The following is a 14,132-nucleotide window of genomic DNA, read 5'->3' as shown; positions in this document are numbered from 1 at the left end:
CGTGACCGACTCGCGACACTCGTGGCCGGCTCATGACGGTGGTACCGACGACAATCGCACCATTCGGTCCGCGCCGGCGCTGGCCAGGAGCGTGCCGTCCGGGCTGAACGCGACCGTGTCGACCGAGCCCTTGTGAGCGATGGTCTCTCCGAAGGCGCTGCCCGTGGCGGTGTCCCACAGCTGGACCGTATGGTCGGAGCTGCCGGCCGCCAGGATGCCGTCGCGGCTGAACGCGACCGAGTTGACCATGTGGATGTGGTCTTCGAGGGTGGTGGCGGCACCGGTGGCGAGGTCCCACAACATCACCGCCCCGTCACGGTCGGCGGTGGCCAGGACGGTGCCGTCCGGGCTGAACGCGGAGGCGTTGACGTGGCCGTTGTACTCCAGGAATCCGTGGATCATGTGGCCAGTGGACACGTCCCACAACCATGAGTTGGTGGCCAGCGTGGTGCCGTCGGGGCTGAAGGCGACCGAGCCGGCACCGCTGTACTTGTCCGTGAGGGTGACGACGGTGCGGCCTGATTCCACGCTTCGCAACTGCGTCGTGTAAGCGTTGCTGATGGCGAGCATCGTGCCGTCGGGGCTGAATGCCAGCGACCGGATGCCGGATCTGGGAAGGGTGAAGTTGTGGATGGTCCTGCCTGTGGCCACTTCCCACAGCAGCGCCGTACCGTCGGCGTGGCCGGTGGCCACGGTGCGGGCGTCCAGGCCGAACGCCACCGACTCGACAGCGCTGGCGTGACCGTCGAGCGTGCGGATGACGCGACCCGTGGCGATGTCCCAGAACCGGACCGTCCGATCGGGGCTCGCGGAGGCCAACACCTCGCCGTCCGGGCTGAACGCCACCTCGCGGACGGCGTCGGTGTGGGCCTTGAGCAGCCGTGGTGTCGGCTGGTCAGGGACAGGGGCCACCAGGGCCGCATCAAAGGCGGGCACGGTGGTGCCATTGAAGGCGGTGTGCTCGGTGAGCGGGGCGGTGGCCTGACCGGGAGGGAGGGCTGAGCCCGCTCCCACGGCAGGCGGCGCCTCGCGAGAAAGCGCGGCCAGGGCGTCGGCCGTCTGGTCGGCGGTGGCTCTCAGGGCGGGATCCTTTACCAGGAGACCCGCCAGAACCTCCGCCAGAGGACCCGCGTGCTCCGCCGGACGAGGCTCCTTCGTCAGGATCGCCCCGTACAAGGACGTCAGGGTCGGTCCGCTGAACGGGGCCACACCTTCCACCGCCTTGTACAGGGTCACGCCTAGTGACCACAGGTCGCACGCCCCGCCGGCGGGCTGGCCCTCAAGTTGTTCTGGAGCCATGAAGACCGGGGTGCCCAAGACGGTGCCCGACGCGGTCAGCGCCGTGGCGTCCGCGACGTTGGCGATACCGAAATCCGTGATCACGGTCCGGCGCCCGGCGAGCAGCACGTTGTCGGGTTTCAGGTCGCGGTGGACGATGCCCGCGGCGTGCGCCTCCCGCAGGGCGTCCAGCATGGCCGCCCCGATTTCGGCCACCCGCTTGAGCGGCAGCCGTCCCTCCTGCTCGATCAGGGATGCGAGTGACGGGCCGGAAAGGAACTCCATCACGATGGCAGGGGCGCCGTCGTGCGCGACGACGTCGTGCACCGTGACGATGCCCGGATGGTTGAGGCGCGCCGCGGCACGCGCCTCCCGCAGCAGCCGCCGGTTCAGTTCGTCGCGCTGCCCGTCCGCGAGCCCGGTGTGCAGCAGGATCTGTTTGACCGCTACCGGACGGTCCAGCACTTCGTCGTGGCCGCGCCACACCCGGCCCATCCCGCCTTGGCCGACCAGTTCGACCAGCCGGTACCGGCCGCCCACCAGCTCAGAAGTCCCCGCCACGGCGCCAACGATAGACATCGGCTATCACGCACGCATCACGTCTCTGGTCGTGTACTTGCTACACGCGACATCCATCTGTTGATCGGATATGTGCCGCAGGCGTAGGGTGGCAGAGCTCCCGTCGGCCGGATAGGGACTATGCGCCACATGTCCCGCGGCCACTGTGCTACGAAGTGTGCGCAGCTCAATGTGGCCACGACCCGAGGAGACCTGTTGGCGGCGACAGTGCCCGATGAGCGTCCCGAGACAGGTGCCCTCGTCCAGGTGCGCGGCCAGCGCTGGGTCGTGAGCAGTGTGGACGAGCAGCGTAAGAGCACGCTCGTCACCCTCCAGTCCGTCGAGGACGGCCGGTACGGCGAGACGCTCTCCGTCATCTGGGAGGTCGAGCCCGGCCGCCGCACCCTTCCCTCCGGCTCCCTCCCCGAGGTGGGGCAGGGAAGGTTCGACCCGCCCGAGCGCCTTGCCGCGTTCCTTGACGCGGTCCGCTGGGGCGCCGTCGCGTCCGCCGACGTGAGAACCCTCCAGGCGCCGTTCCGTTCCGGCGTCGCCATCGAGGACTACCAGCTCGAACCCGTCGCCCGCGCGCTCGACGCGCCCCGCGTCAACCTGCTCCTGGCGGACGACGTCGGCCTCGGCAAGACCATCGAGGCGGGCCTGGTCGCCCAGGAGCTCCTGCTCCGCCAGCGCGGGCGCAAGATCCTCATCGTCTGCCCGGCCGGCCTGACGGTGAAGTGGCGGGACGAGATGGCCGAGAAGTTCGGCCTCGACTTCACCATCATCGACTCCGAGGAATGCGCCAGGGTCCGCCGCACGCACGGCAGCGCCGCGAATCCCTTCGCGGTGTACCCGCACGCGATCGTGTCGCTCCCGTGGCTGCGCGGCGCCAAGGCGCAGCGTCTCCTGGACGAGGTACTCCCGGCCGACGGCCCGACCTATCCGCGCACGTTCGACCTCCTCATCCTGGACGAGGCGCACCACGTCGCTCCCGCCGCGCCCAAGCAGATCTACGCGGTCGACTCCCAGCAGACCAAGCTCATCCGGAGGCTGGCGCAGCACTTCACGCACCGCCTGTTCCTGTCAGCGACCCCCCACAACGGCTACCAGGCGAGCTTCACCGCGCTGCTGGAGATCCTCGACGACCAGCGCTTCGCCCGCGGCGTCCGGCCCGAGGACTCCGCCGTCAAGGACACGGTCGTCCGGCGGCTCAAGCGCCAGATCATCGACAATGGCGACCCGCGCTTCAAGGCGCGCGACGCCCGCGAGATCCCCGTCGTCTACCCGGACGACGAGCGCGAGATCCACAAGCTGCTGCAGGAGTTCGCGCGGATCCGCCGCCGGCGCCTCAACAAGACCCGCGGGCGCCGCGCCGCCGACCTGGTGACCCTGCTGCTGAAGAAGCGCCTGTTCTCCAGCCCGGCCGCGTTCGCGCACACCGTCGCCGCCTACATGGAGACGCTGCGGTCGAAGGGACGCCGCATCCTCCCGCCAGAGGACGAATGGCTGGAGGGCTTCTTCGACGACGTCGCCACCCTCGACGACGAGTCCTTGGACGAGGCCGAGTCCGACGCCCTCACCCTCACCACCCCGCTCGTGGAGTCCCGCGACGAGGAACTGGCCCTCCTCCAGCGCATGCACGACTGGGCGGCGGCGCACGAGGCGCAGCCGGACGCGAAGGCCCGCAAGCTCATCGAGTACCTGCGGTCGGTCTGCCGTCCCGACCGCGACTGGACGAACGAGCGCGTCATCGTCTTCACCGAGTACCGCGACACCAAGGACTGGCTGCGCGACCTTCTGCGCGCCCAGGGCATGGGCGGCGACCGCGTCGCCGAACTCGACGGCTCGATGGACGCCGGGCAGAGGGAGACGCTGCGCCTGGCGTTCCAGAAGTCGCCGGCCGAGCATCCCGTCCGCATCCTGCTCGCCACCGACGCCGCCAGCGAGGGCATCGACCTGCAGAACCACTGCCACCGGCTCGTCAACTACGACATCCCGTTCAATCCGAACAAGCTGGAGCAGCGCATCGGCCGCATCGACCGCTACGGCCAGACCGAGGTCCCGGAGATCCGCCATTTCGTCGGCACCGGATGGGACAAGGCCGTCGACTCCTACGAGGCCGACCTGGAGTTCCTGTCCCGCGTGGCCGTGAAGGTCGCGCAGATGCAGGAGGACCTCGGGTCCGTCAACGCCGTCCTCGCCGACGCCGTGCAGCGCCGGCTTCTCGGCGAGCGAGTCGACGTGGACGCCGAGACCGCGAGGGCCGCGAAGAAGGACAATGTCCCTTCCGAGTCCGACGTCGGCGGCCAGGTCCGCAAGCTCCGCGAGAATCTGGACGAGACGGTCCGCGAGCTGCGCATCACCCCGCCCGGCATCAAGCGCGTCGTCGACACCGCCCTCGAACTCGCCCGGCAGCAGCCGCTCAAGAAGGCCGTCGATCCCGACGACGGCGTCTATGAGGTGCCCGTCCTGACCGGGTCGTGGGAGCGCGCGTCCACCGGCCTGCTGGAGAAGCTGCCGAAGGACGGCCAGCCGCCCCGCCAGCTTCCCGTCACGTTCGACCAGCGGATCGCCAAGGACCGCGACGACGTCGTCCTCGCCCACCTCGGGCACCCGCTCGTCGCGATGTCGACCCGGCTGCTGCGCGCCGCCGTGTCCAACGACCGCATCGACCTGCACCGGGTCACCGCCGTCACCAGCGACGACCCGGAGCTGGAGGCGACGCTCGTCGCCGCGTTCTCCCGCTTCGTCCTCGTCGGCGCGGACGGCGTCCGCCTGCACGAGGAGGTCCTCCACGCGGGCGGCTGGGCGCCCGAGGGGGGACGGTTCCGCCGCCTGGAGAACCTCACCCGCCTCGGCGGTATCCTCGACCGCGCCCTCACCGCGGGCACGGCCGCGACCCCGCGCATCCAGAACCGGGTCGCCGAGCGGTTCGAGTCGCTGCGCCCCGGTCTCGAAGCCGCGATCAAGTGGCGCGCGGACACCCGCCAGGAGTCCCTCGAACGGCGCCTCGACCAGCGCCGCGAGGCCGAATCCCGTCGCATCACCGCGAACATCGATCAGTTCGCCGCCACGCTGCGCGGCCAGCTCGCCAAGGGCGACGAGGAGGACACCCTGTTCTCGGTGATCGAGACGCGCAGCCGCGACGAGATCCGCCAGTACCAGAACGACCGCAAGTCCTGGGAGGACCGCCTGCAACGCCTGGAGGACGAGAAGGCCCTCGAACTCCAGCAGATCGAGGCACGCTACGCGAGTCCCGAACCGCACTCCTTCCCCGTCGCGGTGGTGTTCGTCGTCCCGAAGCGAGAGGCGATCTGACGATGGCACGGTTCCCCAAGCACAAGGACGACTTCAACCACGCCGACTGGCTCAGCCTGATCGACGTGTCCGGCCCGTTCCTCAGCGTTCCCGTACTCCGCCGTGTCTGGCCCACCCTCGACGCGCTCGACAAGGCCACGCGTGAACGCCGCCGCCAGGAGCACGCCGCCCTCCCGGGCCGCCCGTGGATCGGCTACGTCCTGACCGAACTCCTCGGCTGGGACGACGCGGCGCACTTCACCGGCCTGGACGCCCTGTCCATGGACGTCCCCGAGCATGACACCGCGGTCGCCCCGTCGTTCGCCCTCCTCGAACCGGGCACGACCCCCGGCACGGACGCGAAGAACGTCCGGCTCCTCGGCCTCATCAGCGACGACCGCCCCACCCAGCGGATCAAGGACTCGGACTGGGCCGCGACTCCCGTCGACCGCCTCGCCCAGCTCTGCCGCCACCACGACGTCCAGCTCGGACTCGCCACCGACGGACGCTGGTGGGCCCTCGTCTGGGCCCCGCGCGGCGGCGTCACCACCACCGCCGTCTTCGACGCGGTCAACTGGCACGAGGCCGCCGAACGCGACGTCGTCCGCGCCTTCGTGTCGATTCTCCATCGCGCCCGCTTCTTCGCCGTCCCGGACGACGAGACGCTCGTACACCTCCTCGACGTCAGCAAGGACAACCAGGAGGACATCACCGAGGCCCTCGGCGTCCAGGTCCGCCAGGCCGTGGAGCTGCTGGTCGCCGCCATCGGACGCGCCCACACCACCGACGTCGCCCAAGGCGGACGCGGCATCGGGGACGTGTCCGCTCACGAGGTCTACCGGGGCGCAGTCGCCGTCATGATGCGCGTGGTGTTCCTCCTCTTCGCCGAGGAACGCGGACTCCTCCCCGCCGACAGGGAGCTGTACCTGACGGCATACTCCGCAGGCCGCCTCTGCTCAGAACTCGAGCAGCGCGCCCTGGACGGCAGCGAGGAGGACCTCGAACACACCTACACCGGCTGGCACCGCCTCCTCGCCCTCTTCAACGCGGTGTACTACGGCGTCGACCATCCCGAAATGAAGATGCACGCCCACGACGGCTCCATCTTCAACCCGGAGACGTATGCGTGGCTGCCGCACACCATCGACGACCGGACCGTTCTGCACATGCTCCGAGCGGTGCAGTACGTCGAGATCGGAACCGGTAAGAGCCGCGAACGCCGCAGGCTCTCCTTCGCCGCCCTGGACGTGGAGCAGATCGGATACGTCTACGAGGGCCTGCTTTCCTTCGAGGGCTTCTACGCGGACGAGACCTACGTCGGCCTGATCGGCAAGGCCGGGCTGGAAGAAGAGGTCGCCCTCCGCACCCTGGAGGAATTCGCCGCCGACTGCCCGGACGTCCCGTCGCTGGCCGCGAGGCTGGCCACCGAGTACAAGGACTCCCGGATCGGCTCCGCCAAGGCTCTTGAGAAGCGCCTCGCGCCCCTGTCGGATGCCGAGAAGCAGGACGCCCAGCGCAAACTCCTGGCCGTCACGGGAGGCGACTACCCGCTGACCGAACGCCTGCTGCCGTTCTACAACCTCATCCGCAGGGACCTTCGCGACGAGCCCGTGGTGATCCTGACGGACGCCCTGTACGTCACGGAGTCGTCGCTGCGGAAGAACACCGGCACCCACTACACACCGAGCTTCCTCGCCAAGCAGGTCGTCGAGGGTGCCTTGGAGCCGCTCGTCTACTCGCCCGGCCCCCTGCAGACGGCCGACAAGAATGAGTGGAAGCTCAAGACCTCGGACGAGATCCTGTCGCTGAAGGTCGCCGACATCGCCATGGGCTCGGCCGCGTTCCTGGTGGCCGCCTGCCGTTACCTGGCCGACAAGCTGGTGGAGGCGTGGGTCCGCGAGGGCGACGAGCGTGTCCGCGACTACAAGGGCAAGTCGACCACCACGGCCGCCGACGCCGAGACGGACCCGGTCACCATCGACGCCAGCCGCCAGATCATCGAGCACTGCCTCTACGGCGCGGACATCAACGAGATGGCCGTCGAAATGGCCAAGCTCTCGTTGTGGCTCGTCTCCATGGACCCGAACAAGCCCTTCACGTTCCTGGACGACCGCCTCATCGTCGGCGACTCGCTGCTCGGGATCACGTCACTCGACCAGCTCGAAGTCATGCACATGGACGCCAAGGCCGGCCGGAAACTGCACGAGGACGACGGCGCCCTCTTCGACCTGACCACGGGCATTCGGGGGCTGGTCGCCCGCGTCGCCGACAAGCGCCGCGAACTGGTCGCCATCGAAGGCACCGACCTGGACAAGCTGGCCACCAAGCGTGCCATGCTCGCCGAGGTCGAAAAGGACACCGAACGCGCCCGCCTCCTCGCCGACCTCACCACCGGAGCGGCGTTGGCCTACGCCAGCAGGGGAGCGGCGGGTCTGGACACAGCCTCCAAGCAGGGCGTGACCCAGGCTCTCAAGGTCATGTCCGGTGACGCGGCAGCCGAGCTTGCCGCCCGTGACCAACTGCACATGTGGCTACGCACCGACCAGCCGCCGGGAGCCTTCGACCGTGAGCCCATTCACTGGCCCCTCGTTTTTCCAGAGGTCTTCGAGAACGGCGGCTTCGACGCCATTATCGGAAACCCGCCATTTCTGGGCGGGCGTAAAATTTCCGGATCTGCTGGTGTCGCATATCGCGAGCACTTGGTGGTCTCGGTCGCTGATGGCAAAAAAGGATCCGCTGACCTGGTTGCGTATTTTGTCTTGCGGGCCCACTGGATCGTAAATTCAGAAGGGCAGGTCGGCCTAATTGCGACAAACAGTCTAGCGCAAGGCGATACGCGCGAAGTGGGATTGGACCAGCTTCTCGCTTCAGGGGTTGTGATTCGCGGGTCTGTTAAGTCGCGCCCTTGGCCGTCTAAGAGTGCCGTGCTTGAGTACTGTGTATTTTGGTCTAGCAAGAGGCCGCTTGGGGAGAGCGCGCGGCGTGTAGCTGACGGCCTGCCTGTTGCGGGTATTACTTCCTCCCTTGAACCGGTATCGCGTGTGACCGGACGAGCGCAAAGGCTTGTCGCCAGCCAGGGCATCGCGCATTACGGGATCCTGGTTAACGGACTAGGGTTTACAATGGAGCCCGAAGTTGCTCAAGGATTGATCGCGACTGACCCGAAAAATGCAGAGGTTTTGCATCCTTATCTTATCGGTCAAGATCTGAATTCTCGTCCCGATCTGTCGGCCAGTCGGTGGATCATTGACTTTCGAGATTGGCCTCTGCAAAGGGCGAAATCCTACCCTGACTGCTTCGATCGCGTTCTTCGCCTAGTGAAACCTGAACGCGACAGGGTCGCGCGGAAAATTTATCGTGAACGCTGGTGGCAGTATGCCGAGAACCAGATGACCATGCGCCAAGCGATTGTGGGGCTGCAGCGGGTTATCGCCATCACGTTTGTCAGTAAGACGGTCATGCCGGTGATGGTGCCGACTGGGCAGGTTTTTTCGCACATGCTGGGCGTGTTCGCGACGGATGACACGGCAATGTTGGCTTTGCTGAGCAGTTCGCCGCACTACTGGTGGGCGGTCTCGCGTGCTTCATCGATGAAGGCTGACCTGCGGTACACGCCGTCGGATGTGTTTGAGACGTTGCCGTTGCCAGAGATGACGCAGGAGATGCGCAGGCTGGGGGATCGGCTTGATCGGTTCCGGCAGGACGTCATGTTGGCGCGGCAGGCTGGGCTGACGAAGACGTACAACCTCGTCCATGACCCGGAGTGCAGCGATGCGGACATCGTTGAACTGCGAGAGACCCACAAGTCGATCGATGAGGCTGTGTGTCGGGCGTATGGGTGGGATGACCTAATCTCGCAGCTCGACCACGGGCACCACGACATCGGACGTGAGACTCGATACACCGTGGGTCCTGCCGTCCAGCGGGAGTTGGTGGATCGCCTGCTGGAGCTGAACCACGAACGCTACGCAGCCGAGGTAGCCGCCGGTCTGCATGACAAGAAGGGCAAGAAGCGCCGCAAAGCCAGTGAACAGGACGGCCTCTTCTGATTCGTTGACTTGCGGCGTATTGTCATGAGGACGTGCATGCGGGCAACACGCCGGAAACCGACGGGTTCGGGTGGGAAGATGCCCGTGATCGCCTTTCGGATGCGGTGCCCTTCCATCGAAGGGCGATTTTGAGGGGCGAGTTGGAGGGGTCGGGCCGAGCATCCAGGTGGGGTGTTGCGAACCTGGACCGTCTGACGCCTCTACGCCTGTAGCAGTTTCATCGCCGATAACCTGGTCCATACGCGGGACTGTCGCCCTGAGCCCGAGAAACTACCGCTCCTGGCCCGACCACTTGCCGGCCGTTCCGCGCGCGTTGATGCATTGGTGGATGACCCCGTGGTCCAATGTTTGCCGCGCTATTGTGTTGTGCTTCGACGGCTTCTACAATTGGCCTGGTCTTCAATCTGTTGGTGATTGTGGGACGTCGGCCGAGGTTCACCTCGTGAGCTGGATAGGCGGCGGGCAGTGTAGGTCTGCCTACTGGTCGCCTATTTAAGGCTGTCCGAAAAACGTGGGGCCCCTCAAGGTGGCACGGGGGACATGATGAACGGCGGGAACCAAATGCTCGGTGAGATGGCGCCGTACGACCGCAAGGCGTGGGATCAGATCGAGGCATGGCGGAATGATCGCCTTGCCGCGCGCACGCGGCGGGCAGCCCTGCCGGATGGGACACGTGAGCGTCTTCGCGGCGTCGGGCAGAAGGTCCGCACCCGTGTCGAGGCCGTGCCCGGCCTGCCCGACTTCGAGAAGGTCTTCCTCAAGTCGCTCGAAGAACTGGTGGGGCTGGGTGGCCGGGCGGCAATTGCGACGGTCCCGAAGAAGACCGTGGTCAAGGCGTACCGCAAGCACGACGCCGAAGTAGAAGATCTTGAGGACATCCGGGAGCTCGATCTCGCGCTGATCGACAAGGTCAAGCCGCGGCTCGGCCTCCGTTACACGGCCTTCGCCGGTGCCGAAGGTGCGGGAGCGGGCTTCGCCGCCTCCGGGGGCGGACTGCTCGCGGCGGGCGGCACCGTCGCGGGAGCCGGTGCCGGCGCCGCGCCCGGTGCGGCACTCGTCATCGGAACGCTGGTAGCCGATTCCGCGGCGGTCCTTCTCGCCGGTCAGCGGGCCATCGCGCACATCGGTGCCTACTACGGCTACGACCCCGACCATCCTGACGAACAACTCTTCATGCTCGGCATACTCAACCTCGGTACGGCCTCCGAGGCGGGGAAGGTCATTGCCTACGCGGAGCTCAACAAGCTCGTCCAAGCACTCGCACGGAACGCTACGTGGGAGCATCTCAACAAGAGCGTCGTCACCAAGGTGGTGGAGACGGTGTTCACGCGCCTCGGGTTCCGCCTCACGAAGGTGAAGCTGGGGCAAGCGGTTCCGGTCATGGGCATCGCGATCGGCGCCGGGATGAACACGCGGTTTCTGAGGCGCATCACGGATGACGCGGAGCACCTCTACCGCGAGCGGTTCCTGCGCGACCGCTACGGAATCGAGGCGGAGCCCGACCCGGTCGCCGCCGATGCGGATGCGGACTCCCGCGATGACGTCGACATCGTCGACATCGTCGACGCTGAGATCGTCGAGGACGACAACGAGCGCGAACGCCGCGAACCCGCGCCGGGTGCAGAAGGCGGCGAGCGTGGATGAGCTTGCTGGACGACTTCATCGAGCTGCTGCAGCGGGGAGCGGCCGAGCTGTACGCCGACAACCCCGACTTCATGAGCACCGGTGAACTGAACCCCACGGCCAACGCGATCGACGCCGACGACCTCGCGCTGTTCTTCTCGGGGGTTGAGCGTGGACTCATCACGCTGCACCGCGGGGCGCGGTTCAACACGATCGATCGTCCGACACCTACCGGTCGCTGGGGGCTGCTGTCGCGGTCGCGCACCGGCGGCTGGTACAACGCCGAGTACCTTCCCCAGATCGCGTCCTACGTGGACGCGATCACCAACCTTTACTATCCGGCCGAGCGCGTGCTCTTCGAGCTGCCTCCGGCGGCCCTGCAACTGGACCTGGCCATAGTCGATGACGAATCGAATGTCGTGGTTCTCGGTGAGGCGAAGCGGGACACCGGCGCCCTGAAGCGGCTACGCGAAGGCATGCTGAGCCGGTTCGCCGACGAGGCACCGGGGCCGGAGACGAAGAAGCGGGGCGACGAGCAGCGCCAGCTCGCCTGGCGTCTGTGGACCATCCGACCTCGTTGCACATGGCTGATCGGCCCCGGTCACCGGGCCGCCTTCGCGACCAGCGCGCCGCCACTGCAACTGACGCCGCTTCCACGCCTGCCGGACGCTGAGGCGCTCGACCTCGCCCACCGCCCGGCGCGGATGTTGGCCCCGCCCGCTCTGGCAATACGGTCTGGATGAGAAGTGAGCTGCCAGCCTCGGTTTCGGGTCAGCGGGGCTGGCAGCCGGGTGTTGCCGATCAGATCGGGTTGGTTGGGGTGTCCAACCAGATCGTCTGGTCGTCGGGTGTGACGGTGATGCCGAAGCGGGTGATGTCGGGGCGTCCCCATCTGAGCCATTGCAGGTAGGCGGCCTCGGTCTCGTCCCAGAGGGACCGGTCTCCTGCCTGCTGGACCTCGTAGTCGGGTCGGCCGGGCTCGTAGTCGACCGAGGCCCACGCGCCTTCATGGGATTCGCGGTCCAGGACCCAGGCGGTCGCTCCGGTGGCGTCGGAGTAGAGCCTTGAGACCACGCCTGGCACGAGGGCTGCCACGGTGAGGTCGATGCTCACTGGTCCGTAGGAGAGTGAGCGGGGGTCCAGGCGGGTGCGGCTTACCCGGACTTCTCTGTCCACGGCCTTCGCCCATGTCCGGGCTGGCCCGTAGGCGGGGCGTTGTGCGCGCAGCACCATGTAGTCGGCCGACCCGGCGAACCTGCCCACGGCCGTCCCGTCGTCGAGGACGTCCAGGCGCAGGACGGCGCCGCATCCGAACCCGGCCGAGAACGGGGTCACGATCCGTCCGCCCGTCCGCGTCTGCTCCACCCATGCGTACGGCACGCGCGAGACCGCGCATGTCGCGTGGAGCCGGTCGTAGGGGGCGCCTTCGGGGTATCCGTTCGCGCCGTCGCCCACGATGACGCGAGGCTCGTGGCCGGCGGCCCGGAGCCGTTCCGCGGCCTTGGCCGACAGGTCCGCGTCGACTTCCACCGTGGTCACGTTGTGGGCGCCCACCCGGGCGGACAGCAGCGCGGCCGTCCATCCCGAACCGGTGCCGATCTCCAGGACGCGATCGTGGTCGTACGGGTCGAGCTGCTCCAGGAACTCGACCACCAATGTCGGCATCGACAGCGACGAGCTGGCCAGCCCTTCGCCCTCGGTCCGGCCGTCCTCGAACTGGGTCACCAGGGGCTGGTCGAGCGCCACGACCTCTTCCCACGTGCCGGGGTCGGCGTTGCGGTCGATCCGTGCCCAAGGGCCGGGCCCCAGGTCCGCCCACACCACATCGGGTGTGAACGAACGCCGGGGCACCGAGCCGATGGTCTCGTGCCAGTTGGTCACGAACGCTTCCCGTCGTTGGGGTTGCCGTTGGTCCTGTCACCGGTCCCACGGGATCCGCCCTGCGGCTTGTCCCCGTCGGTGGCGGTCCTCTCGTCGCTGTTTCCCTTGTCGCGGTCGCCCATCATCTTCTCCTTGGTTGTGTCGTTGCGGCTGGTGAACCGCACTGAACCTCCGGACGGACGGGCATGTGCCGCGCCCGGAACGCCGTCCGCCCGGAGGGGTCCAGGCGTCGGCCGTGATCGGCCCTATCGGCGCAGCCTGTGCAGGAGGCGGCGGGTCTGGTGCACCAGGCCCGGACCGAGGAGGTAGCCCGCCATGGCTCCGAAGAGGAGGCATCCCGCTCCGAAGAGCAGGAACAGCCGCAGGAGCTGCGCGAACTCGCTCCCCATCACGGACGGATTCCGGCGTGCGCGCCGACCGCGTGCGCGATCGTGTCGGCGGCGGCCGTACCGCTGCGCGCGACGATGCCGCACGACAGGTGGTCAGTGGTCATCTTCGTGCTGCCTCTCGTCGAGGTCATGCCTGGACCGGCGATGCGGATGAGCGCGGAGCCGAGGTCGGCTACGGGTGCATCCGCGACCAGACCCACTTGCCGCCTGCGGGGTCGGCGGTGACGCCGCATTTGGCGGACATGGCCTGGACGATGTGCAGGCCCCAGCCGCCGTTGTCGTCGAACGCCTCCTCCGACAGGTCGAGGTCGTCGAGGGTGAGTTCCTTCATCGGCTTGGCCGCGGGCAGCTCGTGGTCGGCGTCCCAGACGGCGATGATGACCCCGTAGTCGTCCCGGCTGAGCTGGAGGCGGATCTCCTCGTCCGGCGTCTGGCGGGCCGCGTTCGTGACGAGTTCCGAGACGATGAGAAGCGCGCTGTCGAGAATGTGCGGGTAGTTCCATTTACGGATTTGTGTGTCCGTGAATGTGCGAGCTTGCCCCACTGCGGAAGGTGTGCCCATCAGGGGCATGATCGGCTCTGCGGCCGCAGTCATCGCCATCGTCCCGTCCTTGCCCGAGTTTCCGATTTCCTGTAACGAGGATCACGCGCGGTGGCTAATCTCGCCTGTATCAACGGAAATCAAAAACACGGAGGGCCGATGAAGATCGTCCGCGAACCCCTCGACCCCAAGACCTCAATGTGGCACTTCCTGGCCTACTACCTGCGGTTCATGCGGGAGAAGGAGGAGCTGTCGCTCGCTCAGTGGGGAAAGATCATCGGGATGGCTCGATCGAGCGTTTCAAACATCGAAGCCGGGCGTGCGAAGCTGCAGGTGGACTATGCGCGGCGTCTCGACGTGAAATTCGAGACTGGCGGACTCTTTGAACTGCTGCTGTGGTACGCCCGTATGGCGCATGACCCGAACTGGTTGTGCGACGTGAAGTCGCACGTTTCGAGTGAATGCATGATTGGAGGTCGATGGAAGGTCGGAATGCATTCCAGGCTAGTGCTTGAGCCT

10 protein-coding genes are annotated in these 14,132 nt (G+C 67.2%); 5 read left to right on the top strand and 5 right to left on the bottom strand.

The window, feature by feature from the left end:
* Positions 1-30: 30 nt before the first annotated feature.
* Positions 31-1,839 (bottom strand): WD40 repeat domain-containing serine/threonine protein kinase, encoded by a 1,809-nt coding sequence (locus tag ACGFI1_RS41125; RefSeq protein WP_392793073.1) that lies wholly within the window; start codon positions 1,837-1,839, stop codon positions 31-33.
* 213 nt (positions 1,840-2,052) lie between these two features.
* Between ACGFI1_RS41125 and drmD the strand changes: the two genes are divergently transcribed.
* From drmD to ACGFI1_RS41105, 4 genes are all read left to right on the top strand, one after another.
* Complete coding sequence (gene drmD, locus ACGFI1_RS41120) at positions 2,053-5,151, top strand: DISARM system SNF2-like helicase DrmD (RefSeq protein ID WP_392793072.1); 3,099 nt, start codon at positions 2,053-2,055, stop codon at positions 5,149-5,151.
* 2 nt (positions 5,152-5,153) lie between these two features.
* Positions 5,154-9,179, top strand: coding sequence for an Eco57I restriction-modification methylase domain-containing protein (locus ACGFI1_RS41115; RefSeq protein ID WP_392793071.1), 4,026 nt, complete (start codon positions 5,154-5,156; stop codon positions 9,177-9,179).
* A 573-nt stretch (positions 9,180-9,752) separates the two neighbouring features.
* Positions 9,753-10,823, top strand: a complete 1,071-nt coding sequence (locus ACGFI1_RS41110; RefSeq protein ID WP_392793070.1) for an EcsC family protein — start codon at positions 9,753-9,755, stop codon at positions 10,821-10,823.
* A complete protein-coding gene (locus ACGFI1_RS41105; protein ID WP_392793069.1) occupies positions 10,820-11,545 on the top strand; it encodes a hypothetical protein in 726 nt (241 codons plus the stop codon). Before ACGFI1_RS41110 ends, ACGFI1_RS41105 begins: the two co-directional genes overlap by 4 nt.
* Positions 11,546-11,603: 58 nt before the next feature.
* On the opposite strand, the gene ACGFI1_RS41100 is transcribed toward ACGFI1_RS41105, so the two are convergent.
* From ACGFI1_RS41100 to ACGFI1_RS41085, 4 genes are all read right to left on the bottom strand, one after another.
* Positions 11,604-12,683: a methyltransferase domain-containing protein gene (locus ACGFI1_RS41100; protein WP_392793068.1), complete on the bottom strand. Its 1,080-nt coding sequence runs from the start codon at positions 12,681-12,683 to the stop codon at positions 11,604-11,606.
* Positions 12,680-12,847, bottom strand: coding sequence for a hypothetical protein (locus ACGFI1_RS41095; protein ID WP_392793067.1), 168 nt, complete (start codon positions 12,845-12,847; stop codon positions 12,680-12,682). Before ACGFI1_RS41095 ends, ACGFI1_RS41100 begins: the two co-directional genes overlap by 4 nt.
* An 81-nt stretch (positions 12,848-12,928) precedes the next feature.
* Complete coding sequence (locus tag ACGFI1_RS41090; protein WP_392793066.1) at positions 12,929-13,072, bottom strand: hypothetical protein; 144 nt, start codon at positions 13,070-13,072, stop codon at positions 12,929-12,931.
* Between the two features lie 172 nt (positions 13,073-13,244).
* On the bottom strand, positions 13,245-13,634 hold the full coding sequence (locus ACGFI1_RS41085) for an ATP-binding protein (protein ID WP_392793065.1): 390 nt from the start codon (positions 13,632-13,634) through the stop codon (positions 13,245-13,247).
* A 138-nt stretch (positions 13,635-13,772) separates the two neighbouring features.
* Here ACGFI1_RS41085 and ACGFI1_RS41080 point away from each other — a divergent pair.
* Positions 13,773-14,132, top strand: a 360-nt coding sequence (locus tag ACGFI1_RS41080; protein WP_392793063.1) for a helix-turn-helix domain-containing protein, incomplete at its 3' end; no start/stop codon positions are given.

Origin of the sequence: Actinomadura geliboluensis, from assembly GCF_043197915.1 — a bacterium.
Taxonomy (GTDB): Bacteria; Actinomycetota; Actinomycetes; order Streptosporangiales; family Streptosporangiaceae; genus Spirillospora; species Spirillospora geliboluensis.
Note: the sequence above shows the minus strand (reverse complement) of the source record. Positions and strands in the feature narration are given on the sequence as shown.

Coding starts and splice junctions, on each gene's coding strand:
- ACGFI1_RS41110 (WP_392793070.1), top strand. CDS start 9,753: ATGGCGCCGTACGACCGCAAGGCGTGGGATCAGATCGAGGCATGGCGG.
- ACGFI1_RS41115 (WP_392793071.1), top strand. CDS start 5,154: ATGGCACGGTTCCCCAAGCACAAGGACGACTTCAACCACGCCGACTGG.
- ACGFI1_RS41105 (WP_392793069.1), top strand. CDS start 10,820: ATGAGCTTGCTGGACGACTTCATCGAGCTGCTGCAGCGGGGAGCGGCC.
- ACGFI1_RS41090 (WP_392793066.1), bottom strand. CDS start 13,072: ATGGGGAGCGAGTTCGCGCAGCTCCTGCGGCTGTTCCTGCTCTTCGGA.
- ACGFI1_RS41085 (WP_392793065.1), bottom strand. CDS start 13,634: ATGGGCACACCTTCCGCAGTGGGGCAAGCTCGCACATTCACGGACACA.